Source organism: Pirellulimonas nuda (genome assembly GCF_007750855.1).
In the GTDB taxonomy this organism is placed as follows: domain Bacteria; phylum Planctomycetota; class Planctomycetia; order Pirellulales; family Lacipirellulaceae; genus Pirellulimonas; species Pirellulimonas nuda.
Window position 1 is genome coordinate 6262601 of sequence record NZ_CP036291.1, and the last position, 24783, is coordinate 6287383.

The window sequence follows — 24783 nt, forward strand, 5'->3', positions numbered from 1 at the left end:
GGAAGCGGGTGTCGGACTAGCGGTTTAAGCAACTGGGCTTGCGCCGGCCTGCGTGCCCGCCACAACCTGCGTGACTGCGCCATCGCGTTCGACGGCGCCGCGTTGGCTATCGACCGTCGTATCATCCGTGTCGGGAGCTTGGGCGCCGGGGAGCGGCCCCCGGATCTCGCGGATGCGGTCCTCGATGGGCTCCAAGAAATCGAGCACCTGGGCGATGTGCACCGCCGTAGAAAGCCCGTCGTTGGGAGAAACGCCCGACAGCTCGATCGAACCCACGGTCGCCCCGTCAACAAGCAGGGGGTAGTTGAGCCGCCATACTTCCGAGGCTTCGGCGGGCTTCTGCTGCGACTCCCAGTTCGCGAAGTAGGCCTCGTGCAGCCTGGGGACGCTGATCGAGAACTTGAGCCGCGTCAGGTGGTACCGGTCGGTCGATTCGACCATCGCGTCCCACAGTTCATCCCAAGGCAGCGACCCCTGCAGCCGCACCGAACGCGCCTTGCCTTGCACTTGCTTGCTTTGGGTCAGGCTGCGGGCGGAGCGGTGGAAGCGCTCCTTGAGCAGCGCGAACTCGATGTGCCCGAACGTCTCGGTGAAGACGAGGAAGGTCATCACGAACAGCACGGTCGCCAGCGCGATCCACTCTCTTTGGTACACAAAGCTCATCACCGCCCCGAGGCAGGTCATGGCGCAGACCAACGCGATGAACATCGACGCCTGCCGCACGGACCAGCCACGCACCAGCAGCGAGTGGTGGAAGTGGCCGCGGTCGGCGGCAAAGATGCTGCGTCCGGTGAGCTTGCGTCGCAGGATCGCCGCGAAGGAATCGAGGATCGGCACGGACCAAACGGTCAGCGGCACCGCTAGGGCGACGGCGGCCGAGCCCTTGGTGGAAGAGCGGATCGCAACCGCCCCGATAATCAGGCCGATCAGCATGCTCCCGGCGTCGCCCAGGTAGATCGACGCGGGGTTGAAGTTGTACCGCAGGAAGCCCAGCAGCGCGCCGGCCAGGGCGAGCATGATGATCGCTTCCGACTTGTTCCCAAGCCAGATGTTGATCGCGGCCAACGACGCGCACAGCACAAAGCCGATGCTAGACGCCAGCCCGTCGATGCCGTCCATCAGGTTGATCGCGTTGGTCGAACCAACCAACCAGAAGAACGTGAAAGGAATCGCGGCCCAACCCAGGTTCACGCGCCAGCCGAAGACGACAAAGTCGTCGATCCGCAATCCGGCAAACACCAGCAGGGCGACGATGCCGATCTGGCCGATCAGCTTGTAGCGCCCGCGCAGCTCGGTCTTATCATCCAACACGCCGAGCGCGACGACGCCGACCGCCGCCGCGAGCAGGCTCACCAAGAAAGCGACCGCCGCGTGACTGCCGAAGCGCAGGATGTCCTGCGAGTAGGCGAACGCTCCGACCGACGTGATGGCCAGCACCATCGCCAACACCACCGCGACTCCGCCCCCGAGGGCGACCGCGGACTTCTGGATCTTCCGGTGCGCGTCGGGCGCGTCGACCAAGCCATACCGGCGGCAGACCGACCGAACCAACGGCGTCAACGCAAGCGCCCCGCCGAACGAGACGATCGCGGCAAGGGCGTAACAGATGTAAAGCGGCTCTAGGTTCAACAATCGGACCGCGGGTAGGCGTCGGAAGTGGCCACTCCAATGCGGCCGCGAGACTCTACAGCAACCGCGGCGCCACCGGCGTCCAGTCGCTATGACATCCGTCCAGCGAAGAGTAGAATCGCAACTCTTCTACTTTCAGCCTAAGCCCTTGCAAAGCAACAACTTAAGGCTCCCCTCGTTACTTAAATCGTAACTGAGCACGCGCTTTTGGTCAACGATCGGATGGGGCAGCTTACGCCTTCTCTTCGGCCCCAGGGCTACAACTGGTGTTGCAATCCTTACGATCGGAGTTGCCAGCGTCGGACAGTGTTGCCCATGGGCATCATGGCGAAGGCGCCGTGATGCGCGCCGGCATCACGTGGCCGGCTGCTCGCGGTCTCGCACCTTCCGCGCAGGGTTGCCGGCCACGATCACCCCCGGGGGCACGTCGCTCGTCACCACACTGCAGGCCGCAACCAGGGCGTTGCGTCCGATCGAGACCCCCGGCAGCAGCGTTGCCCGGGCCGCTACCCAGGCGCCCGACCCAACGCGGATCGCTTGCGGCGTAAGATCGAACGAAGGACGGCGATGGTCGTGGCTGCCGGTACAGAAGTACACGCCCTGCGAAACGCAGACGTGGCTGCCGATCTCTACCTCGACGATGTTGTCGATCCACACCCCCTGCCCGACCCATACGTGGTCGCCCACCGAGAGCCGCCAGGGGTGCTTGATCCGCACGTTCGGCTTGATGACGACGCCGCGGCCGATCTTGGCGCCGAACCTGCGCAGCACCCAGGGTTTAACCCTACCAAGGACGAACCACCCCCCCTCGAACGCCACACAGCTAACCAAGATCCAGATCAGTCGGACCAACGCCCCGCGGCCCGGGTGGTAGTCCCCCACGGTGTAGGGCGCTAAGTCGACCCAGGCGCCGTCGCGTACTTCTGCTGGCGCCTCTGCGGCGGACGACGGGTTGGCTTCTGCGCTTGGCACGGGATCCCGCGGGGTTGGGGCTACTTCCCAGCGTAGACGCTGCCCGATCGCGGCGCGAAGTAGCGGCGGGTCAAACCTCGCCGCCGGTGGCTGATCGCGGTCCGCCTGTGACAGATGGGCCGGTTGCGCCACCCTGAAACACGCGAGTGAGCGCCTTGTGCCGATAGGCGAAGATCTTCCGCAGGTCCGGCAGCACCAGCGGTTGGTGCACGAGCCACCCCAGCGGGACGCCGTAACGCACGCGGTCGACCACCCGCGTCGCGTCTCCGACCGACTCGAACGTGTGCAGGTGGATCCAGTACCGGTAGGGCCCGCGGCGTTGCTCGTCAACGAACATGCGCTCCGGCTCCCACTGGGTGATCTCAGACCGCCAACGGAACGGGAGTCCGTGCAGCCGTAGGCGGTAGTCGATCAACAACCCGCGACGCATCGAGATCGGCCCAGGGGTGAGCACCTTGAATCGCAGCAGCGGGGGGGTGAGCGTCTCGAGGTTCAGGGCGTCCGCGAAATAGGCGAACACCTCGCCAATAGGACGGCTCACCAAGCACTCGGCCTCGAGCAGATATCCGCCCGCTCGTTCGGGGTCGTTCGAGAATCTCAGCACGCCGGCGTTCCTCCACGGGATGGTAGGAATCCCCTGCGGTTTGGATAGTCCGACGCCCCCGCGCGGCACGGCCCCGTTGTGAGCCCCCGCGCCAAAAAAAATACCGGCCGGCGGATTGCTCCGCCGGCCGGTATCTGGGTCACAAAATCACGACGCGGCTACTAGTAGCCGCGGTTCTGGCAGCTCGGGCAATAGCCGGGGGTCTGGTAGACCGGCGTCCCGTAGTTCGGAGTCGCGTTGAACGACGCCGGAGTGGCGGTCTGCTCGCTCACGACCGGCTTAGCGACGGTGTGGGCTACCGCACGCTCGCCCGCCTGGTGGCTGGCCAGCATCGCGTCCCACGACTCACCGGCCATCGTCCCCGATTGGCGGTGCAAGACCACCTTTCCCGACTTGTCGATCACGGCGACAAACGGGAACGCATCGGCGCCGAAGGCCTTGGCGACTTCCTGGCCGTACTCGGTCGTCACGTCGATGTGGCACAGCTCATACTTCATCAACAGGCTGAGCCGATTCGCTGAGGCGGCGGCGCCGTCCAGCAACTTCGGGTCAAGCCGACCGGCGTCTGCCGAGGGCTTGTCCAGCACAACCAGCAGAGGACGGGCCTCTTCGGTCCGCGTTTGCTTCAGGGCCTTGCCGTAGTCGGCTTCCCACTTCACAGAGGGGCTCGAAGCGGCCAACAGAGCGGACAGGGCAACTAGCGCGAAACTCGACGGCATCGCAATCTCCTTGTTTCGTTCTCTCCGTGCCCAGCATCGCTACGCAAACGCGTATTCCACGTCGCCGGCAAGCGGCGCAGCACTGCGATGGGTAAAGAGAGAACTCTCGTTGATTGGGCGGCACGCCAAAGGTTTTGTTGACCACTCGCATGAGCGGCCGCGTGCTTAGCCCGGGATGGAGGTGGGTCGCTTACCGGCAGGACCAACAGTCCGAGGAGTCAACGTCAGTGGAGTCAAGATCAAAATCTGCAACTGATTGGCGATGGCAAAGGCTACCGGATGAGAAGACCCTAACAAGGGGGTAAGTGCCGCAAACCTGGCGAACGGTGCCGGCGCCACGGCGCGTCGCGGCGGCAATCGGTGCAAGCGGTCGGGCTCCGGCGCGGGGCTAAGCCCTTTCGGAATAAGCCCTTAGTTCGGCCGCGGGAAGGCCGTGGAAGAAGCGCTAGCGGATCGAAACGCAGAGAACTTTTTTTTCGTTCTGTGGCCCGGGTAGCGGCCCAAGGAGTAAAGATGGGTCGAATGGGAAGACATTGCCGCGCAGGTCTGTGGCCCGAACTAAGCAGACCCCAAGGTGAGCACCACGCTCTCGCGCACCCCCTGCCGGAGGATCGTTAGCTCCACTTGATCGCCGGGCTGATGGGCGTCCATGGCCGCGACGAAATCCGAGACGCTGGGCGTGGGTCGGTTGTCGACAGCCAAGATGTAGTCCGCGTAAGCGCGGTCTTCCGTGACGTCCTTGTACAGCAGGTTCCCTTCTCGACGCAGCTTCTCCACCACGCGGAATCCGCGTAGCCCGGCCCGTTCGGCGGGGCCCCCTTTGCTCACACGCGCCACCTTGAGCCCCTCCTGGGTTTCCATCAGCGTGACGATGCCGTGGTAGGGGCGGACCACGTGGCCCTGGCTAATGAGTTCCGGCACGTAGCGGCGTAGGCGGTCGACCGGGATCGCGAACCCGACGCCCGTGTTCTGCCCGGTCTTGGTGGCGATGGCCACATTCATGCCGATCATCCGGGCGCCGGAATCGAGCAGCGGGCCGCCGGAGTTGCCGGGGTTCATCGCCGCGTCGGTCTGGATCATCGCGGTCATCGCACGCCCCCCCACGCGGCTGGGGAGGGAGCGGTTGAGGCTCGAGACGATGCCCACGGTGAGGGTGCCCTCTAGCCCGAACGGGTTGCCGACCGCGTACGCCTTCTGCCCTACCCGCAACGTGTCTGAACGCCCCATGGTGATCGGCGTGAGCGAGTCGGCGGGCGCCTCGACCTTCAGCACCGCAAGATCGTACTCGGCGTCGGCCCCGATCAGCTTGGCCGGCAGCGTCTGCCCGGTGGCCAGCGTTACCTGGATCGCCTGCGCCCCGTCTACCACGTGGTAGTTGGTGAGGATGTGCCCCTTGCGGTCGATCACCGACCCTGACCCGCTCCCCTGACCTTCCACCGGGAGGCCGAAGACGCGGTCGTACTCTACCGTGCTGGTGTTGATGTTCACCACGCTCTTGTTGGCGACCTCGTAGACGCGGGTGTTGGCCTGCTCTTCGGGGGTCAGCGTCACCGGCGCCGGGTCGACCGGCGCAGGCGCCAGGGCGGGGGCGGGCGTGCGTTGGCCGACGCTCATCGACACTCCTGCCAGCAGCGTCAGCGCGCACGCGCCGGCGATCGCCGACCCGCGGAATGTGAAAATGGGGTGTCCGTTCATGGCTCTCCTCGTTCTGGCGGCGCGTGGTGGGCCGCCCTTGAGAAACAGGTCCTCGCAACAGCCATCCTACGGCGCGGGCCGCGGCCTTCCCGGACGCGACCCGGCGGCTGTTTCGGCCGTCGTGGGGCCTCGCCTATTGGTACGCGGCGGACTTTTCAGAGTTCACCGCACCAGCGGAAAAACCGCAGGAATCAGCAGCGTCGCCGCCGCGGCGATCACCAGCGCCAGCGGCAGGCCGACACGCAAGTAATCGCGCGGCTGGTAGCCGCCGGGGCCCATCACCATCAGGTTGGTTTGATAACCGATCGGGGTGGCGAAGCTCAAGCTCGAAGCGATCGCCACGGCAATAATGAACGGCCGCGGGTCGATCCCCGCCGCCACCGCCACGCCGATCGCCAGCGGCATCATGATGGTCGCCACCGCAATGTTGGTGATCACCTCGGTCAGCAGCATCGAGGTGACGTAAACCGAGGCCAGCAGCAACCGCTGCACCAGCCACTCGGGGGCGTCGAGCTGGGCGACCCCGCTCACCAGCGACCCGGCGATCCAATCGGCAGCGCCGCTGGCGCTTAGCGCGTTGCCCACCCCCACCGCGGCGGCGATGGTGATCAGCACCTGCAGGTCGATCGCCTGGCGCGCCTGCGACGTGGTCAGGCAGCGCGAAGCAATCATCGCCAGCACGATGAGGATCGCGATCACCGGCTGGGGCTTGCCGGACAGCACGTGCCCCCAGGCGGCGCCGTCGCCCCCGAACAGCGTCGCGGCGATCAGCCAAGCGATCAGCAGCACGAACAGGCCCAACGCAGCGAGCGCCCGGTCGTGCCGACGGGCCGACGAGCCGTCCAGCCCGCTCACCAGGTAGAAGTCGCGGTTGTTCCGGTGCGTCTCGACGAAGCCGGGCCCCGCCTGCAGCAGCAGCGTGTCGCCGGGCTCGAGGCGGATGTCGCCGATCTTGTTGGTGAGCCGCTCGCCATTGCGATGGATCGCCACAATCGCCGCGTTGTAGCGCTGGCGGAAACTCGCCTCGCGCACCAACTGGCCAAGGATCGGCGACGTGCGTGAGAGCACCGCCTCGGCCAGCCGCCGCTTTGAGCGCTGCGCGGGGGCGACCTCGTACGTATGATCCGCCGCTGGCACGAGCCCCTGGATGCGTTCTAGGTCGGCGATGGTCTCAACGACGCCCGTGAACACCATCCGGTCGCGGGCCGCGATGCGGTCGGTCGGGGCGACGGGGGTGAGGATGTCTTGATCGCGGTCGATCTCGATGAGGAACAGCCCGGGGAGCTGCCGGAGCCCCGCTTCTTCGACCGTCTTGCCCACCAACGGGCAGCCGTCCAACACGATCATCTCTACCAGATACTCTCGGCGGCGGGCGCGTAGCCCGGCGACCGGTTCGCCTCGGTTGGGGAGCAGCTTCGGGGCGATCAGCAGCACGTAGCAGACGCCGAGCACGGCCAAGGGGGCCCCGACCCAGGTGATCTCGCCGAAACCGATCTCGCCGATCCGCGCCACGACCTCTTGGTCGTATCTGCCGGAGGCGACCTCGCGGGAGAGCTGGGCGTTGCAGACCAGGGTGGTGCTGGTGCCGATGACCGTGCAGACCCCCCCCAAGATGGTGAGGTAGCTCAGCGGGATCAGCATCCGCGAGGGGGAGACGTTCCGCCGCTGGCACCACTCCATCACCACGGGGGCCAGCATGGCCACCAGCGGCGTGTTGAGCACCACCGAAGAAACCAGCGGGGTCACCAGGGCGAGCCGCCGCAGCGCAGAGCGTTCGTTGTCGGCCCCCCCCAGCAGCAGGGCCCCGATCCAGTCGAGAGCGCCCGTGGTGCGGAGTGCCGCCGAGGCGGCGAACAGGGCGCCGATCAAGATCACCGCGCCGGACGAAAAACCGGCCAGGGCCTCGGTCGGGGTCACCACACCGGCGAGCGTGACCACCACCAGCCCGGCCAAGAAGAGCAAGTCGACCGGCACCGCGGCCCGGCGTTGCAGCCCGACAAAGATGCCCACGGTGACCGCGATCGCGAACCAAGCGTGCCAGCCGGGCGTGGCGGCGCCGATGAGGGCGAGAGGCGACATAGCAGCGGCAAAGCCTGGATTACGGTTCTATCGCGTCCCGCCCCGCTCGGTGGGGCGGAATACCCCCGCCCAGCGGGGACGAATCTCTGCCCAGCAGAAACGGCCCGACCGGCAGATTCGGGTGCTCCAAATTAGCGGAATCCGCTGGCGACGCCCCGCGGGCCCGAATAAACTGAGAGGGAATGGGCTAAATGCACAAGCCCTAAACACTTCCGCCGATTCACGTCCGACGTTCTTCCACCGACATCTCCGTCGGGCCCCGGTGGCCCGCCGGGTCCCCGTTCCGCATCGTTCGCTTGCGTTTCACGCACGGAGCTTTCCCCGATGAAGTCGAGCTCACACCTCGGTCTAGTTTTTGCAACCGCCGCCGGCCTGCTGGCGGCTTCGACGGCGCTGCCCGTTCCGACGGCCCGCGCCGCTGAACCGGGCGCCGGCGCACCCACCGCGGCGCCGGTCGGCCCGATGGGGGTCTACCAAGCCCCTCAGGGAGAACGCTATTTCTCCCTGAGTCTGACCCCCACTGTCCAGACCAATCCCCAGGCGCCGCGCGACATCGTGGTGTTGTTCGACACCTCGGCCAGCCAGACCGGCCCCTACCGAGACACCGCCCTGGCGGCCCTGGAAGGCTGCCTCGCCGGGCTGACGCCCGGCGACCGCGTGCAGCTTGCCGCGGTGGATGTCGAGACCCGCCCGATGAGCAACGGCCTAGAGCCCGCCGGCGGCGCGTCGGTAAAGGCCGCGGTCGCCAAGCTGCGCGCCACCGCGCCGCTCGGTTCCACCGACCTCGACTCCGCGTTGTTCTCTGCCGCCCAGATGTTCCAGGCCGATTCCAAGTCGGAACGCGTGCTGCTGTACATCGGCGACGGCATGAGCAACGCCAATCTGTTGGATGCGCCGCGGATGAAGCGGCTGGCCACGGCCCTGCGTGACGCGCGGGTCTCCGTGTCGAGCTACGCCATCGGCCCGCGTCGCGACGCCCAAACCCTGGCCGCGATCGCCAACCAGACCGGGGGCAACCTGTTCCTGGCCTACCCGCCGGTCTGGGCCGACGACCAAGTGACGATCGACCGCGCCGAAGAAGAGAACCGCCGCGTCGGCGCCGAGGTAGGCCGCACGTTGGCCGACTGGGTCCGCGGCAGCGTGGTGTGGCCCGAGACCGTGAAGCTTAGCCCGAGCATCGCCTCGATCGTCCCCCAGCAGCTCCCGCCGCTCCGCTCCGACCGCGACACCGTGGTGGTAGGTCGGCTCAGCGATCAACCGGGCCCGATCGAGATCTCTGGCAAGATGATCGTAGACGGCCGCCGCACCCAGGCGGACTGGCGCCGGCCCGCGGCCGCCCCCAACGACTCCGACGCCTACCTGGCAGACCTGGTGAAGACGGCCGAACGCGACGGCGGCGTTATGCTCTCGACGCTGGGTTCGGCAGGGTTGATGGAGACCGCCCGCGCCGTGCAGTCGCAGGTCGACGCGATCGCGGACGTCGCCCAGCGCGCCGCCGCCACCGGCGACCTAGACGGCGCCGGCAAGATCGCCCAGGCGGTTCTCCGCCGCGACCCCGGCAACCCTCAGGCCCGCACGGTGCAGGCTTTCGTCCAGCGGGGCGAAGCCCAGGCCGCGGCCCCGCAAGAAGCCGCTCCCGCCGAGCCGGTACGCACCGCGCAGGGAGTCCTTCCATCGCCGCAGGGCGACCTGATCCTCGAGGGCCGCCCTTCGGCGCCGTTCGAGGGCCAAGTGATGGAATCGGGCCCCACCGTTTTCCCCGGCGAGTACGAGATCGACGGCGCCTACCCGCCCCCCGGTGTGGTGAGCGACGGACGCAACCTCGACGCGGTCGATCGCAAGGCGCGCCTGTTCACGCAGATGCTGCAGACCGAGGTGCGGGCCGAGATCAACAACGCCCGCGACCTGATGGCGACCGACCCCGACTCGGCGATCCAGAGCCTCAAGCAGGTGCTGTCGACCGTCGAGTCGGCGCCCGAACTCGACGCCGCGGCCCGGGTCAGCATGATCGATCAACTGCAAGCCGCCCTGCTGCAAGGCTCGCGCCGCGCGGCGATCAAGGAAGAACTGGACCGTGAGCGCGAAGAAGCGGCCGCCGCGGCCCGCGAACGCCGCTTGATGCTCGACCGCACGGCGCTGCGGATCGAGCGCGAATCGCAGCTAATGGACCGCTTCAACGCTTTGATGGACGAACGGCGGTTCGAGGAAGCCGAAGAGGTAGCAGACATCGTGGCCGAGGTCGATCCGTATGGATCCACCCCGGTTCAGGCGAAGCTGTGGTCGCGTTTCGTGCACTACGAGTACGTCAACCGCATGCAGCGGATCGCCCGCGGCGACGCGGTGATGGACACCCTCTGGGAAGTCGAGAAGTCGTTCATGCCGTTCCCCGGCGACCCGCCGATCGTCTACCCGGACCCGGCCTTCTGGGAAGAGCTGACCCGCCGCCGCAAGAAGTTCGCGGCGGTTGACCTCAAGGGCCAGGGGGGCGCCGAGGCGCGCATCCAAGAAGCGCTCACCTCGCCCCTGACGAACGTCGGTCTCGACTTCACCGAGACCCCGCTTGAAGAAATCATCGCGTTCTTGCGGGACGAGTACGACCTGGAGATCCAGATCGACACCCGCGCGCTCGACGAGTTCGGCGTGCAGCCCGATGAGCCGATCACCGTCAACCTGCGCAACATCTCGCTCCGCTCGGCGTTGCGGCTGATGCTGAAGAACCTTGAGCTGACCTACGTCATCCAAGACGAGGTGCTGCTGATCACCACCGAGGAAGAAGCGCTCAACGTGTTGACCGTGAAGGTCTACCCGGTGGCCGACCTGGTGCTGCCGATCCCGGCTCCCGGCAGCCTCGGCGGCGGCGGCGGCGGCGGATTCGGCGGCGGCGGCGGCGGTCAGCAGGGCGGCGGCGGCCTCGGCGGCGGCGGCGGACAGGGTGGCGGTGGGTTCGGCGGCGGCGGCGGCGGTCAGTTCAGCGTCCCCGACAGCCAAGGGGACCTGGTCCTCTCGAAGTCGCCCGAAGCCGTATCGCCGGCGCCGGTCGCGACGCCCCAAACCCAGGCGAAGCGGTCCGCCAAGCCGCAGGCCAAGGGCGTCCCCGCACCCCACACCGACCCCGAACACGCCTGGGGCGCCTACTTCGCGCAGGGCGACCGCGACCCGGCGCAGGTCCGCGCCACGGTCCGCGACCTGATGACCCAGGGTCAGTACCCGCACGTCATCGCGTTGGTCGAGGCGGCGCTACGCAACGGACAGACCCAGCCCTGGATGTACGAGGCGCTCGGGATCGCGATGCAGCTCGAAGGCCGGCCCAAGGCAGACCTCGAGCGGGCGATCCTCTCCGCCGTCGACTTCAGCACCACGCCCGACGAGGTGCAGTTCATCGCACAATACCTAGAGAAGTTGGGGCTCGACGCCCGCGCCATCCAGCTCTACCGCCAAGTGGTCAAGAGCAACCCTCTGCAGAACCAGGCCTACCTGCTGGCGATGCGGGCGGCAGAACGCGCCGACGACCTTGAGGGGCTGCAGTGGTCTACCCTGGGCGTGCTGAGCCAGGCATGGCCGCTGGACCAGGCCGCCGTAGAGACCAAGGCGCGGCGGCTCGCCGAGAGCGTGCTAGAACGGCTCGGCCGTGACGGACGCAGCGACGACCGGCAGGCGTTCCAGCAGGCGCTGCAAGAGACGCTGGTCCGCGACTGTGTGGTGAGCGTCAGTTGGTCCGGCGACGCCGACGTCGACCTGTCGGTCGAGGAACCCACCGGCAGCGTGTGCGGGCAAGCGACCGCCGTGCGCACCACCGGCGGCGGCGTGAGCCTGGGCGACTGCTACAGCGCCGACCAGAACCTCACGATCCAGGGCTTCTCGGAGGCCTACGTTTGCCCCCAAGGCTTCGACGGCGTCTATCGCATCCACATCAAGAAGGTGTGGGGCGATGTCGCCGCGGGCAAGGTGACGGTCGACGTCACCAAGCACGCCGGCAGCAAGAACGCCAAGCACCAGCGTCAGCAAGTAAACCTCGGCCCCGACGGGGCAGTGGTGGAGTTCGAGCTCGACGGCGGGCGCCGCAACGAGCCCCTGCACGAGCAGCAACTGGCGCAGGCCATTGAACGCCAACAGGCGGTCAGCAAGGCCGTGCTGGCGCAGCAGCTTGGGTCTTTGTCCGACCCCCGGGTGGCGGCCGCCGTCGGCCGTCGCGATCCCGACGACCCGCTGGGCCGGTTCGGCCGCGGCTTGCTGCGTCGTGGTCAGGGCGCGGTTGGTTTCCAGCCGGTGATCCAGATCCTCCCCGAGGGAACCAACATGGGCGCCACCGCGGTGATCTCGGCCGACCGACGGTACGTCCGCATCACCGCGGAGCCCATCTTCTCGACCATCGGCGAAGTCACCACCTTCACGTTTGCCGGCGCGTCTGCGAACGCAGATGACGGTGGCGCTGACGGCGGCGCCGATGGTGGAGCGGACGGTGGCGCCGATGGCGGAGCTGACGGTGGCGACGACGGAGCCGACGGCGGCGGCGCGGGGGGCTGAGCCCCTTGCGGCCTAGCCGCTCTGCTCCCCGTTGCGTATCGCCGTAGAAGATACGTCATTACAAAACCGCTCCGGCGGAACCCCGTCGCACAAGGCTCGTAGCGGGGGCGGCAGGTCGACGTCTTCCAGCGACGCCAGTTGCCCCTCGAGCACCCGGCTGAAGACCAAGAACCGGCAACCGCGCGCCCGCAGCTCGGCGATCGCTGCATCCCGCTTGTCGGAGTCACCGTCGTAGTATCGGGCGTCGCCGATCCGGGCGATCGTGTCGACCCCCACGACAAACGTGGCGCCCGGCGCCACGCCGGCCTTGCCTACAAACGTTGGCGCAGCGGTCACCAGCACCGCCCCCCCCTGCATGCCTGCCAGCCGCCGATCGACGTCCAGCAGATCGAGCGGCGGCTTGTCGACGTTCGTGAGAGATAGCTCGCAAACCACCGGGGCGCCGGTGATCTCCCCCGCGATGGCCATCATCTCTCGATGCCCGTTGTGCATCGGGTCGAACGACCCGGGGAACACCACGCGCGCCTCCGGCACGCGTGCGGCGCCGTTCTGGATGAGGCAACGATCGGCGGCGCCCCGAAACACCGCGGCCAGCGGCGGCGACGCGATCGCCTCCCGCCAAACGGCCCCGTCCCCTGCCGCGGCGTCGAGCCCGCCGTCCGCGTAGACGAACTCGGTCAGCCCCAACGCGTGTGCGAGCAGCGCGAGCAGGCGGTCCGCGGCAAGGTCTTCTTCTTCACTTCGCGAACGCGGCTTGGCGCCAAGCTCCAGCCCGTACACGGCGGTCCGGGTCCCGGTTTGCGCAGCGATCCAGAACCGCCTGGCGCCTCGCCTTTGCCGATCGGTCGACAGACCGGCGGTGCAGCCGATGCCGACGAGCTGCTCGGCATGTTCCGGGGCGAGCCGGCACGCACGCCGCCAGGCCGCCATCGCCAAGCGGCGCGCTGTCCGCTCGCTGCAAGCAGACTCGGGCGTCTCGCCAAGAAACTCGCCCAGCGCGCTGGCCGCGTACGGGACCACCGCCTCGAGCACGGTCCGCGACGCCCCGGGGACGCTCAAGAGCCGGGAAACGGCCCGGCTCCCCCCGCCCGTGACCGCCAGCACACAACGCCCGGGATCGGCGTGGATGCGGGCGACCAGGTCGTCTGCGTCGTTCTCGCTCGAAGAGCCCATCTGCCTGTGGCCTGCGTTGTGGGGTAGCCGCACGCACCGCCGGGTGCGTCCGCGAAACGCCCGCGTCTCGGCAACACAACGCCGGCGGGGCCGATGCTAACGATCGTAACAGCAGAGGCGGGCCCCGGGCGACCTGTGAGCGTGGTCTGCCCGATCGGCGCGCCGCTTGCATCTACGTCCATTGCAAATCAAAACCAATGCAGCAAGCCAACCCGAGGTCGCCCATGGCGGACGTGATCGAGCTCAACGACCCCAGCCGCCTCGCCGAGGTGCGGATGGCCTGGAACGCCCTATTGCCGCAGACGCTCGGGGCGTCGTTCTTTGGCTCGATCGACTGGCTCGAAACCTACTGGCGGAGCTTCGGCGCCGGCCGCCGGCTCCGCGTGCTCGTGGTGCGGGCCCTCGGCAGGCCGATCGGCATCGTGCCGCTGTGCGTCGAGTCGCGCGGCGGCAGGCTGCGGCGGACACGCGTGCTCACCTACCCGTCGGACGGCGATGGGGCGCGGCTCGGACCCATTGGTCAGAACCAAACCGCCGCCCTGCTGCTGGCCGTGCGGCACATCGAACAGACCGAGCAGGACTGGGACGTCTTCGAGCCCGCCGGTGTGGCCGAAGACACCACCGACCGGGGCCGCACGCGGCGGGCGATGCGGCTCGCGGGGATGGCGCCGACGCGCCGGCCGCACCAGACCCGGTCGTCCGTTGACCTCACCCCGTTCTCTGGTTGGGGCGAGTACTTGGCGTCTCGGCCCTCAGAACAGCGCGACCGCCTAAGCCGTCAACCGGCGCGGCTCGCAGAGTGGGGCCGCGTCGAGCTGGTCCGCCACCGCCCCGGCCCCGCGAACGAAGGAGACGGCGATCCGCGGTGGGACCTGTACGACGAGACCACCGCGATTGACGCGGCCGGAGAACGCGGTGCGAGCCGCGATCGGGCCCGCAGCGACTACCACGCAGCGCTGCACGGGGCAGCGGCCCGGCTTGGGATGCTCGACCTGGTGGTGCTGCGCATCGATGGTCGGCCCGCGGGATACCTCTACAACGTCCGCTACGACGGGCGCGTCGAGGGGGTCCGCTGGGGCCTGGCCGCCGGACTGGGGGGCGCCAACACCGCCGAGGCGCTCACCGCGGTGGCGCTGCGCGACAGCCTGCGGCGCGGCGACCAACGCTTCGGCCTGGCGCCGGACGATGCGATGGGGGCGCGCAGCTTCGCGACCCACCACGAGACCACCTACCGATTGCGCTACGACAAACGCGGCGCGTGGCTCGGCCTTGGCGGCCGCTACGGGCAGCAGGGCTGCCGGCTGCTCTCGTAGGCCTCTTTCTGTTCCTTCATCGCGGCCGCTTCACGCGACAGCTTGAACTCGCTGGGCGCCGGCGCGAAGTACTGCACGTCGTCGGTCAGGTAGTAGGGGCTCGGGAGCGTCTGGCCCGAGTAGTCCGACTGGCAGCCGGAGAGGACGCCCAGGGCGCCCAGTACGAGCGGGGCGGCCACGCCTACCAATCGATTCTTTTTCGTTGTTCGAGCGTTCATCGCCGATTCTCCGTCTCGCGTGGGACCCGTCGACCCGGCCCGGGGCGTAGCGTCTGCGGACGCCAAGCCGCTGGGCCGTTGCAATCGTTATCGGCGCTACAACCGTCAAACTTTCGCTCCGGTCGATGAAACGGGCAAAGTGTCGAAGGGCCCGCCGCAAAAAAGTTGGCGGCTGCTGGCGCCTAGGGCCCCTTGGATCGCGGCCTAGCCGGTAGAATAGGGAGTGACCGCCAAGGCCCCCGGTCTGAGCGGCCCCACCTTCCAGAGGCGCCCGTCCCCAGAAGCCCCCCAATGCACTCAGCCGCCCGACTGCTATCATTCGCCGCCTGCCTGCTAGCGGCCCAGGCCGCGCCGGGGCAGGGGGCCAGCAGCAGCATCCCCGACCGCAGCTACTACTCAGCCATCGAGTTGATCTACCGTGGCGACTACCGCCGGGCCCAGCGGGCGTTTGCGGATGAGCTGCGCGGGTCGGTGAAGACCGTCGACTCGCGCTGGGTCGATTCTATCTGCTACCACGCCCTGCAGGGCGAGGCGCTCTACCAGCAGGGGCTGTACGGCCCGGCGCTCGACGAGATGAACCGCGCCTGCTCGCTACTGATGGTCTACCCCAAGTGGCTGCTGAGCGCGCAGTTCCGGCAGCAGCCCCGCCCCGACAACAACCCGGGGCGCCGCGCGGCGCCCTGGGGACCCTCACAGCGGCAGCCGGTTTACGCTTCACTGCCAGACACGGTGCTGATCGCGCAAGGCGACTTGAACTCGGCGCAGCGGGCCGCGCAGCAAGGGGGCGTCGTTCAGTCGGCCCAGTTCTGGCGGGTCGACGCCGTCGAGGTGCTACGCGCCGCGGCCCTGGCGATCCGACGCCGCAACGAGATGCTCGGCCCGCTCGGGCCGCACGACCGGCTCAGCAAAGAGCTGGCCGACGTGCTGGGCCGCGGGGGGCTGGCGCCCCCCAACCACTGGTCGGGCGCCTGGACCGAGCTGCTGACCGGCCTCGCCCAGGAAGGGGTCGGCGACGCCCAGCTTGCGCTGCCCCACCTCACACGCGCCACGCTGCTCGACGGCCGCTACGACCACCGCCTCACCGGCGCCGCCCTGCTCGAGCAGGGCCGGATCGCAATGAACTCCGGCGCGGGCCGCGCCGCCGCCGGCCTGCTGCTCGAGGCCCTCACCGCGGCGTACGCGTTCGAGGACGTCGACGTGATGTGCGAGGCGGTCTCCCTCGGGCGGCTTAACCACATCGCGATGGGCGCCGAGGGGCCCTACCCCCCGCTCGCCCCGGTGATCGCCCTGGCGGAGTCCGAACGGCTGGAGCACCTCGAAGTCGTCGCGCGGCTTGCGCTGGCCGAGGACCTGCTCGCCGCGGGCGCGCCCCAACGCGCGGCGCCGGCCCTTGGAAGGATCGCGTCGTCCCGGAGCGATTGGGTGCAGGGACGACTCGGACCGCGGCTGCCGGCGGTGCGGTCGATGCTCGAGCTCACCGCGGGCAAGCCCCGCGAGGCGAACGATTCACTGGCGCGGGCCGTGGCGGGTCAGGCCGCCGTGTCGCTGCGCACGTTCCAGATCGGTCAGGCGGTCGCGCGGTACCGCGCCGGCGAGATCTCTCCCCGCCTGGCGGCGGACGTGTTTGCCGACCTGCTCCGCGACCCCACGGCCGCCGACTGGTCGAGCGACCCGTTGGACGCCGTGGCGCTGCTCAAGAGCGCCGAGGCCGACGCCTTCGATAGCTGGTTCGACGCCGCGTTGCAGCGCGACGACGAGCTGCTGGCCATCACCGTCAGCGACCTCACGAAGCGCCGCCGGTTCTTCGCGGCGCAGCCCTACGGCGGCCGCCTGCTGGCGCTCCGCCGGCTGCTCGGCCCTTCCGACCGGCTGCTCACGGCCGCTCAGCAGACGCAGCGTCAGGCCCTGCTGACCAAGCTCCCCGAGCTGGTAGAGATGAACAAGAACGCGGCCGCGATCCACCGCGACCTGCGCAACGACCCCGGCGTGTTCGCCGCCGGCGGCCCCACCTCGGACGCCGACCGCATGCTGCGCGACTTTGCGCGGCTGGCCGACGGCCGCGAGGCGGCGCTCCGCCGCGCCGTGCTCGCGCGGCAAGCCACCGACCTGGCGTTCCCCCCGGCCCGCTCGGCGAATGAGGCGCAGGACCTGCTGACCCCGGGGCAAGCGCTGATGGTCATCCACGAAACCCGCACGGGGCTTTTCGGGTTCCTGCTGGCCAGCGAGGGGTACCACACCTGGCGGCTGCCCCCGCGGCGCGACCTCGAGAACCGCATCGGCGCGGCGCTGCAGGCGATGGGGAACTTCGGCGCCTCGCGTGAGATGAAGCAAGAAGAAGCAGAGTCGTCCGAATGGCGCCGGCAGTGCGACGCCCTGGCGAAGCTGCTGGTGCAAGACGCGCGGCTCGACCTGAACAAGACCACCGAACTGGTGATCGTCCCCGACGGGCCGCTGTGGCACGCGCCGTGGGAGGCGCTGCCGGTGGGCGATGTCGGCGGCGAACAGACGCTCATCGACCTCACCCCCGTACGCTACGCCCCGACCATCGGACTGGCCCTGGGGGACACGACCCCGCTGCGGCCGGTCCGCAAGACCGCCGTGGTGCTTCCCCCCGACGGCGGCGCGCGGGCAGACGCGGAACAAATCGCGCGGCAGTGGGACCGCCTGGGGGGCGCGGTGCGCGAGCCGGTCCGTCTGTCGGCGCCCGCTCCGGCGCCGACGCCGCTGTTGGCCTCCCTGATCGATCAGGCGGTGATCCGGGTGCCGAGCGAGATCGACCCGTCGCAACCCTACGCGTGGCCGCCGATGGCCATCGACCGAACGCCCGCCATCGGCCGACTCGAAGCCTGGATGGCGCTCCCGGCCAACGGTCCCCAGCGGCTGGTGATCAGCGGTCTCCACACCGCCGCCGGCGATGGGCTCAAGAGTTCTGGATCGCGGCGGGGCGATCCCCCCCCCACCGGGCGCGAGCTGTTCCACGCCTCGTGCGGGATGCTGGCCTCCGGCGCCCGGACCATGCTGGTCTCGCGTTGGAACACCGGCGGGCCGACCCAACTCGACCTCGAACGCGAGTTCTTGCTCACGCTGCCCGACTCCCCGGCCGACCAGGCGTGGCGACGTGCCGTGACCCTGGCCCGCGGCGCCACGCTCGACCCCTACGCCGAGCCCCGCCTCAAGCCCGACGCCAAGCGGCTAGACGCCCCCACCGCCTCACACCCATTCTTCTGGGGCGGTTTCCTGCTGATCGACACGGGGCTCGACCCGCGCCCGCAGCCCGAACAAGCGCCCGAACAAGATCCCGAAGCCGAGGCCGCTGCGAAGCCTTGATCTACGAATACCTCTCGCAGAGGCGCCCAGACGCAGAGGGACAGGGTTTGACGCAGAATTGCACGATAGGTCACGGATCGAAGCAAGCATCGACGGAGTGCTTCCATTGATCCATCTCCGCGTCTCTGCGCCTCCGCGAGAGGCGTCCGTCGCCTTGCCGAGCCCCCAGCGACACGCGAAACTACCCTCATGAATGCAGAACAAGTCGAGTCGCTCAAGCAGCAACTGACCGACCAGTTCGTCACCGTCGATCCCGATCGGCCGGAGCTGGCGCGGTTCCGCGGCCTTACCGGCCGGGTGAAGACGGTCAACATGAACGGTCGGGCGCTGGTAGAGTTCGACGGCTACGTCAAGAACATCGGCTGGTTCGACATCGCGCCGCAGTGCCTGACGGTTGTTTCTGCGCCGGCGGGCGCACGGGCTGCCCAGCGCAAAGCCCCCCAGCCCAAACTTGCTCAGCCCAAACCCGCCGGCGACAAGCCCAAGCCGCCGACCGCAAAGACTCCGGCGCCGGCGAGTGGTGAGAAGAAGCTTTCGCCGCTGGAGCTCGCCAGACGCCAGGGGGGGGCGGGGACCGGCGGGTCGGCCGCCGAGAAGCCCGCTGCCAAACCGCCGGCGGCCCGCCCCGCGGAGGCCAAGACCGGGCGGCCCGAGGCAGCGGCAAAGTACGTCACTCCCCCCCCGCCCGCGACGATGATCAATCAGCCGCCGCGCGTGCTGAACCGTCGGTCGCTCACGGCCGCGGACATCCTCGAGATGTCGCAAGGGAAGATGCCGTCACTCCACCAACCGGCGCCGACTCCGGCCCGAAGCGGGTCGGCCGCTACGGCGCCCAAGGGAGCAACAGCGAAAGCAGCCCCGGACCGAAGCACGCCCAGCGTGGCGGTAGCCAACGCCGCCGCGACCGCAAACGATCCGGCCGCACCCCGCGGACCCGAACCAGCGGCGCCGACCGCCGGCGCTACCCAACCCGAGGGGCACGCCGCAGCGACCTCCAGCGATCCGCCACCAGCGGCTGCCGGCAAGCCGTCTACCGCCGACATCCTCGCGGCGTGCCGCTCGAAGGCGCAAGAGTAGCCGCGGCTCAAGCGTGGCTGTGTGCAACGGCCATGGCCGCTACGCCTCGGGCGTGCCGGTATCGACCTGCGACCAATCGATCTCGGCGTCGGACGCTTTGAGTTCTTCGAGCGTGTTGCGGGCGACCTGCAGGTCGTACTCGTTGACCAGCACCTTCACCACGCCCGGCGCGCCCGCCTTGAAGCCCGCAGTGGCCCCGCCGGTGGCGACAACGTGCATCCCCGCCTCGCGCAGCGCCGCGACGATGATCGACGCTTCAATGTCCGAAGGAACGGTGGTGAGCGCCACGAGGTGTTCGGCGGGGTTGTCCATCGCAGGGGGTCCGTGCTGTTAGGCGAATAATTCGGGGATGACTTTGCCGCCGCCGGCGATCTTCATCGGCCGGCCGTTGTTGCTAGTAAACGTGGTCTGAAGCGAAATGCCAAGCGCCTGACACACCGACGCCATCAGGTCCTCGGAGGCGAACGGTTCGCTCTCAACACGCGACCCGTCCGCGCTGGTCTGGCCGATGGCTTGACCGCCGCGTACGCCGCCGCCGCCAACCACGGCGCTCCAGGCGCGGGCGAAGTGGTCGCGCCCCGCGTCGCCGTTGATGTTCGGCGTGCGGCCGAACTCGCCCATCCAGATGATAACCGTGTCCTGCAACAGCCCGCGCGATTCCAGGTCCGCCGTGAGAGCCGCCATCGCCTTGTCCATCTCGGGCAGCTTCTGATCGAGCCGATCGAAGCAGTTCTGGTGGAGGTCCCAGCCGCCGAAATCGACCTCCACAAACGGCACGCCCGCCTCGACCAAGCGCCTGGCCAGCAGGCAGCCGCGGCCGAAGCCGGAGTCGCCGTAGCGGTCCCGCATCTCTTGGGGCTCGCCCATGACGTTGAACGCCTTCATCTGGTCGCTGGTGAGCAGCGAACGCGTCTTGGCGAGCACCTGAGCGTGGTCGGCAGCGGCGCTGCCGCGGTTCTGACGGATGAAGCGGTCCTCAACGGTGTCGAGCACCGCCAGGCGTCCCGCCATGCGGTCCTCTTTCACCGGCATCTGCAGGTTGCGGACCCGGCCGTTCGAGTCGACCTGGAACGGCGCGTAGGCCATCCCCAGGAAGCCGGGCCCCTCGCTGGCGCCCCCGACCGACACAAACGGCGGGATCTCCAGGTCGCGGGTGAACGGCTCTAGCTCGTGCGCCACCACCGCCCCGTAGCTGGGGTGGACGATGTTGGGGTTGGGGACGTAGCCGGTGTGCAGGTAGTAACGCCCGCGGCTGTGATCCGCCTCGCGGGTGCTCATCGAGCGGACGACCGAGTAGTGCCCCATCTGCTTGGCCATCTCTGGCATCAGGCTCGAGATCTGCAGGTCGCCCGCGGTTGCGATCTGCCGCGACGGGCCGCCGGTGGGGGCGCCCGGCTTGAGGTCCCAGATGTCGATCGTGGGGGGGCCGCCGCTCATCCACAGCAGAATCGCCGACTTGTGGTTGCGATTCAGCGTGGGGGCCGCGGCCTGCAGCGAGCGCGTGAATGCGATCGCCGGCAGCGTCCACGCGCTGGCGCCGGCCAGGTGCCCCATGAAGTGCCGACGGCTCATGCCGCGGGGAGTCTGGAAGCGTTGCATCTGAGGAGCTCCGTTGATTGACATCGACTACGGCAAGTGAACCACAGGGCCGCCGAGCACTCCGATACGGGAGGAGGAAACTCAACGATCTGAGTGGTTCGTCCTTCAGCTTAGTGGTTCAATATAAACTCGTTCGAATTCAAAAGCGCCCACCAAATATCCTGGAGCGCCTCGTTCATGTCGCCCCCGCGCGAGGCGAGCACCTGGTTGCAGACCTGCAGCTCGGCGCGCTCCGGCCTGCGCGCCAGCGCCGCTAGGTAGAGCCGCTTGATCTTCTCAGATCCGGACGAATTGTCACGCGCCACCTGATCGATCAAACCGCCCCGTTCCGAGCCGGTGGCCCGCTTCACCAGCTCGCCATTCATCAGCGTGAGGGCCTGCGGGATCGACCCGTTGAAGGTGGTCGCCTCGCCGTTCTCGTCGTTGCCGAACGCGGTGTTGAACTGCGCCAGCCAACGCTGCTTCATTTCTTCGCGCTCGGCGTAGCCCACGCTCTTGTCGGCCTCGGTCGCCACCAGCAGCGACTCGTAAAGCTGCTCCGCCTCCATCTGGCGGAGGTAGAACCGGCTGAACATCGGCCGCGATCCAAGGGACGGATCGTCCTGCTCGTTCGATCGGTTCGCGCGGCTGTCGAGCGCGTAGGGCTCCGACAACGCGATCCATCGCAGCAGCGCCTTCATGTCGAAGCTCGACTCACGGAAGCTGTCGGCCAGCCCGTCCAACAGTTCCGGGTGCGACGGCACGTTGTGCGGCCCCATGTCGTCTACCGGCTTAGTGAGCCCGTAGCCCAGCAATTGACCCCAGACGCGGTTGACAATGGCCTTGGGAAACTCCGGTGATTGGCTGATGAGGCGGGCGAGTTCTTCTCGGCGGTTGATCTCCGCCAGGTACCCGCTGTCGCCGTAGTCTTCTCCGCGGTCCGCGTACATCGAAACGAGCGACGTGCCGTCGATGAACACCGGGTACGCCACCTTGAGCTTGCCGTTACGGAGTTCGTAGTAGAGCTCGGCCTTCGAGGGGTCGCCCCCCTCGCCGGCGAAGTCGCGATCGAGGATGCGGGCGACGCGGGTGTTCTGCTGGTCGGTCGGAAGCCGCTCTAGGCGCGTCTGCCGGAAGAAGGCGTTTAGTTCCCAGAACTGATTCTGCTTGTACTCATTGAACGGATGGTTGTGGCACTGGGTGCACTGCACCGCCGTGCCGAGGAAGATCTGTGCGGTCTTGGCCGTGGCCTGCACGCCGTCCTCGGCCATCTTGTCGGCGAGGAAATTGGCGGCGCCGTTGAAGTCGGCGTCCCCCGGCCGGCAGCTGCCGGTTGCGGTGACCAGCTCCTGCATCATCACGTCCATCGGCTTGTTCTTCTGGAACGCACGCCGCAGGTACTGCTTCATTCCGGCGCGGCTGACGAGCGAGTCGTTGTTCGTTCCGCCGGTGCGCCCCACGAGCAGGTTGGTCCACACGGTGGTCCAACGCTGGGCGTACTCTTGCAGGTACTCGTCGCCCAACAGGCGATCGACTAAGAGCGCACGTTTGTCGTTCGAGCGATCGGCGACGTAGGCTTCCAGCTCGTCGACCTTGGGGACCCGCCCCAGCAGGTCGAGGTAGACCCGTCGGCACCAAGCGCCGTCGTCCGCGGGTTGCGAAGGGGTGATCCCCTGATCGCGCCAGCCCGTCTCGATCTGCTGATTGATGAGCTGCACCGGGCCTGAGTGGGCCGCTTCGGTTGCGCTGCCCGTCGCCCCGTAGGCCGCCGCGACTACCGATGCCGCTACGATCGCCAGACAAGAGAATCGAAAAGAGACCAAAGGCCCGCTCCTTAGGTTCGTGACGCGAGGCAAGGCGCCCCGCCGAGACGTCAGCAACAAAGTCGATTTGAGAAGTGCAGCGGTCTGCACTTGCATCATAACGGGCAAGTGGCAGCGTATCTACGAAACCTACGCGGACAAGCGAGCAGGAGACGAACTAGATCGGCACGATCGGCCCACAATCAACCTCCCCAACAGTCCGCCGTCGCGATCATCTTAGGCGACTACCCGCAGGCCAGTGACGCGGCTGGGGGGATGAGAAGACGGATTGGCCCTCGTTAGCCAAAGCCCCACGAGTGCAGCGTTCTAATACATGTGTAGCATTTTAACACACTCAAAATGCGACAGGCGAGCAGGAGCGGCTTGTTCCGAAGCCGCCCCTGGCTCGCCTGAAACAATCGAAGACGCTGGTGGACGCGGCACGGTGGGAGGGGTCCGAAGCCGCTAACTCTCTTACCAACAACGCCTTACAAGATTGCTACGCACATTGCCTCTTCGCCGCCCGACCCCGCATTTCTCTGTTCCAGCCCCGTCGGTTGCCTCTTCAGGAGTTGGTCGAGGTCGACTCGACAACACTACTGCATGCAGAATCCATGCCAATCGTTGGCAGGAGGAAAACCACCGGTGTCGCCATTACGACCAAGATGACGTCGTAGTGACAACAACACAGAAGTTCGCGCCAAACGATGGCGATCGTCTATCTGCCTTATCCTCTTTGCCAGAATCGCCTTACGACTTGCCGGGTGGGATCGGCACGAGACGTGCCTAGGTAATCCTGAAGCAAGTCCGACGGCCGGACTTGACGCTCTCGCTACCCCTCGCCACGAGGGAAGGAGTTTCTCATGTTCCGAAAACTGATGTTCGCCACGACCGCGCTTGCCGCGTTCTCGATGCTTGGATTGGCTACTCCCAATACGGCCGAGGCAGGCTGGCGCTACGGGCCGGGCCGGTACTATTCCGGCTACCGCGGTGGGTATGGAGCCCGCGGCGGATACTACGGCGGCTATCGCGGCGGTTACTACGCACCGTATCGCGTAGCACGGCCCTACTACGGTGGCTACTACGGCGGCGGCTACTATGCTCGCCCGTATTCCCCCGGCGTGGGGCTCTATATCGGCTTCTAGCCCTCGCTACGACAGCGGACAAACAGCCGGTCGGGGCTCACGCGCCGACCGGCTACCGCTTTGCAATCAATCAGCGGCCGAACAGCTTGCGGATGGAGTAGAGGGTGATCTGCCTCCCTGCACGCGCGATCGACGTGGTGAGCGGGATCGACTTGGGGCAGACCGCAACACAGTTCTGGGCGTTGCCGCACACCTGCAGCCCGCCCGGCTCTTTGAGGGCCTCGAGCCGTTCATCGGCGATCATCTTGCCGGTGCCGTGCTCGTTGAACAACATCGCTTGGCTGATCGCCGCGGCGCCGACGAACGCCCCTTCGAGCGACTGCCGCTGCCTAGCTTCGAAGGCCTCCGGGCTTTCCCCCTCGTGGGGGCGCACCTCTACCTTGGCGTACTGCGGGCACGCATCCAGACAGCAGCCGCAGCTCATGCACTCCGACAGCGGGTAACGCACCTCTTGCTGCTTCTGCGACTCCTTGGGCCCGGCGCCCCGATCGAAGTAGTCGTCTACGGGCACCCACGCTTTGACGCGTTCCAGGGAGCGGAAGATCCGGCTGCGATCGACCACTAGGTCGCGCAGGACCGGGAACTTGGTCATCGGCCGCAGCTCGATCTCGCCCGGCTTGTCTTCCAACAGCCGATCGACCAACGCCGTACAGGCCTGCCGCACCTTGCCGTTGATGACCATGGTGCACGCGCCGCAGACCTCTTCGAGGCAGTTCGCTTCCCAGGCCACTGGCGCCGTCGGCTTCGCGTCGGCGGTCGCGCTCATCGCGGCGATCTGCTGCAAGACGCTGATGACGTTAGAGTTCGGCTCGTAGGCCAGTCGGAACCGTTCCCACCGCTGCGGCTCGCCCGGCGCCTGCTGGCGCAGCACGCGGACGTCGAACGTGGCGGGCTTGGTCTTTGCGGTTGATGCGGGCGCGCTCATAGG

Annotated in this window: 17 protein-coding genes and 2 pseudogenes; 6 read left to right on the forward strand and 13 right to left on the reverse strand. The window is 67.9% G+C overall.

What is annotated here, in order from left to right; all coding sequences use genetic code 11:
* Window positions 1-24: 24 nt before the first annotated feature.
* From Pla175_RS24290 to Pla175_RS26340, 6 genes are all read right to left on the reverse strand, one after another.
* Window positions 25-1629: a glycosyltransferase family 4 protein gene (locus tag Pla175_RS24290; protein ID WP_145291677.1), complete on the reverse strand. Its 1605-nt coding sequence runs from the start codon at window positions 1627-1629 to the stop codon at window positions 25-27.
* Window positions 1630-1983: 354 nt separating this feature from the next.
* Window positions 1984-2601: a WcaF family extracellular polysaccharide biosynthesis acetyltransferase gene (locus Pla175_RS24295; protein WP_145291679.1), complete on the reverse strand. Its 618-nt coding sequence runs from the start codon at window positions 2599-2601 to the stop codon at window positions 1984-1986.
* A gap of 70 nt (window positions 2602-2671) precedes the next feature.
* Window positions 2672-3205, reverse strand: a complete 534-nt coding sequence (locus Pla175_RS24300; protein ID WP_197527125.1) for an SRPBCC family protein — start codon at window positions 3203-3205, stop codon at window positions 2672-2674.
* 161 nt (window positions 3206-3366) lie between these two features.
* Window positions 3367-3924 carry a TlpA family protein disulfide reductase gene (locus Pla175_RS24305; RefSeq protein WP_145291682.1) on the reverse strand — a complete coding sequence of 186 codons (558 nt, stop codon included), beginning with the start codon at window positions 3922-3924 and terminating at the stop codon, window positions 3367-3369.
* 558 nt (window positions 3925-4482) lie between these two features.
* Window positions 4483-5619, reverse strand: a complete 1137-nt coding sequence (locus tag Pla175_RS24310; RefSeq protein WP_145291683.1) for a S1C family serine protease — start codon at window positions 5617-5619, stop codon at window positions 4483-4485.
* A gap of 162 nt (window positions 5620-5781) precedes the next feature.
* On the reverse strand, window positions 5782-5943 hold the full coding sequence (locus Pla175_RS26340) for a hypothetical protein (protein ID WP_197527126.1): 162 nt from the start codon (window positions 5941-5943) through the stop codon (window positions 5782-5784).
* Here Pla175_RS26340 and Pla175_RS26345 point away from each other — a divergent pair.
* Window positions 5929-6005, forward strand: a pseudogene (locus tag Pla175_RS26345). The gene Pla175_RS26340 and the pseudogene Pla175_RS26345 overlap by 15 nt on opposite strands.
* Before the next feature lie 7 nt (window positions 6006-6012).
* Here Pla175_RS26345 and Pla175_RS27225 read toward each other — a convergent pair.
* Window positions 6013-7698, reverse strand: a pseudogene (locus Pla175_RS27225) (SLC13 family permease); the annotation flags it as partial.
* Window positions 7699-8022: 324 nt separating this feature from the next.
* Between Pla175_RS27225 and Pla175_RS26875 the strand changes: the two are divergent.
* On the forward strand, window positions 8023-12222 hold the full coding sequence (locus tag Pla175_RS26875; protein WP_145291685.1) for a VWA domain-containing protein: 4200 nt from the start codon (window positions 8023-8025) through the stop codon (window positions 12220-12222).
* A gap of 12 nt (window positions 12223-12234) precedes the next feature.
* Here Pla175_RS26875 and Pla175_RS24325 read toward each other — a convergent pair whose 3' ends face one another.
* On the reverse strand, window positions 12235-13395 hold the full coding sequence (locus Pla175_RS24325) for a nucleotidyl transferase family protein (protein ID WP_145291686.1): 1161 nt from the start codon (window positions 13393-13395) through the stop codon (window positions 12235-12237).
* A 224-nt stretch (window positions 13396-13619) separates the two neighbouring features.
* Here Pla175_RS24325 and Pla175_RS24330 point away from each other — a divergent pair, with 224 nt between their 5' ends.
* On the forward strand, window positions 13620-14708 hold the full coding sequence (locus Pla175_RS24330) for a GNAT family N-acetyltransferase (RefSeq protein WP_231954052.1): 1089 nt from the start codon (window positions 13620-13622) through the stop codon (window positions 14706-14708).
* Here Pla175_RS24330 and Pla175_RS24335 read toward each other — a convergent pair.
* Complete coding sequence (locus Pla175_RS24335; RefSeq protein WP_145291688.1) at window positions 14675-14926, reverse strand: hypothetical protein; 252 nt, start codon at window positions 14924-14926, stop codon at window positions 14675-14677. The genes Pla175_RS24330 and Pla175_RS24335 overlap by 34 nt on opposite strands.
* A 291-nt stretch (window positions 14927-15217) precedes the next feature.
* Here Pla175_RS24335 and Pla175_RS24340 point away from each other — a divergent pair, with 291 nt between their 5' ends.
* Complete coding sequence (locus Pla175_RS24340; RefSeq protein WP_145291689.1) at window positions 15218-18253, forward strand: CHAT domain-containing protein; 3036 nt, start codon at window positions 15218-15220, stop codon at window positions 18251-18253.
* Window positions 18254-18442: 189 nt separating this feature from the next.
* Window positions 18443-19330 carry a hypothetical protein gene (locus tag Pla175_RS24345; protein WP_145291690.1) on the forward strand — a complete coding sequence of 296 codons (888 nt, stop codon included), beginning with the start codon at window positions 18443-18445 and terminating at the stop codon, window positions 19328-19330.
* A gap of 39 nt (window positions 19331-19369) precedes the next feature.
* Here the strand turns inward: Pla175_RS24345 and Pla175_RS24350 are convergent, their stop codons facing one another.
* The 3 genes from Pla175_RS24350 to Pla175_RS24360 form a co-directional block, all read right to left on the reverse strand.
* Window positions 19370-19642, reverse strand: a complete 273-nt coding sequence (locus Pla175_RS24350) for a putative signal transducing protein (protein WP_145291691.1) — start codon at window positions 19640-19642, stop codon at window positions 19370-19372.
* A gap of 18 nt (window positions 19643-19660) precedes the next feature.
* Window positions 19661-20929: a DUF1501 domain-containing protein gene (locus Pla175_RS24355; protein ID WP_231954054.1), complete on the reverse strand. Its 1269-nt coding sequence runs from the start codon at window positions 20927-20929 to the stop codon at window positions 19661-19663.
* Between the two features lie 110 nt (window positions 20930-21039).
* The gene (locus tag Pla175_RS24360) at window positions 21040-22731 is read right to left on the reverse strand and encodes a DUF1549 and DUF1553 domain-containing protein (RefSeq protein ID WP_231954056.1); all 1692 of its coding nucleotides are present in this window, start codon (window positions 22729-22731) and stop codon (window positions 21040-21042) included.
* Window positions 22732-23573: 842 nt separating this feature from the next.
* Here Pla175_RS24360 and Pla175_RS24365 point away from each other — a divergent pair.
* On the forward strand, window positions 23574-23855 hold the full coding sequence (locus tag Pla175_RS24365; RefSeq protein WP_145291692.1) for a hypothetical protein: 282 nt from the start codon (window positions 23574-23576) through the stop codon (window positions 23853-23855).
* A gap of 70 nt (window positions 23856-23925) precedes the next feature.
* Here the strand turns inward: Pla175_RS24365 and sdhB are convergent, their stop codons facing one another.
* Entirely contained in the window at window positions 23926-24780 is an 855-nt protein-coding gene (gene sdhB, locus Pla175_RS24370; protein ID WP_145291693.1) for a succinate dehydrogenase iron-sulfur subunit, read from the reverse strand.
* Window positions 24781-24783 lie beyond the last annotated feature (3 nt).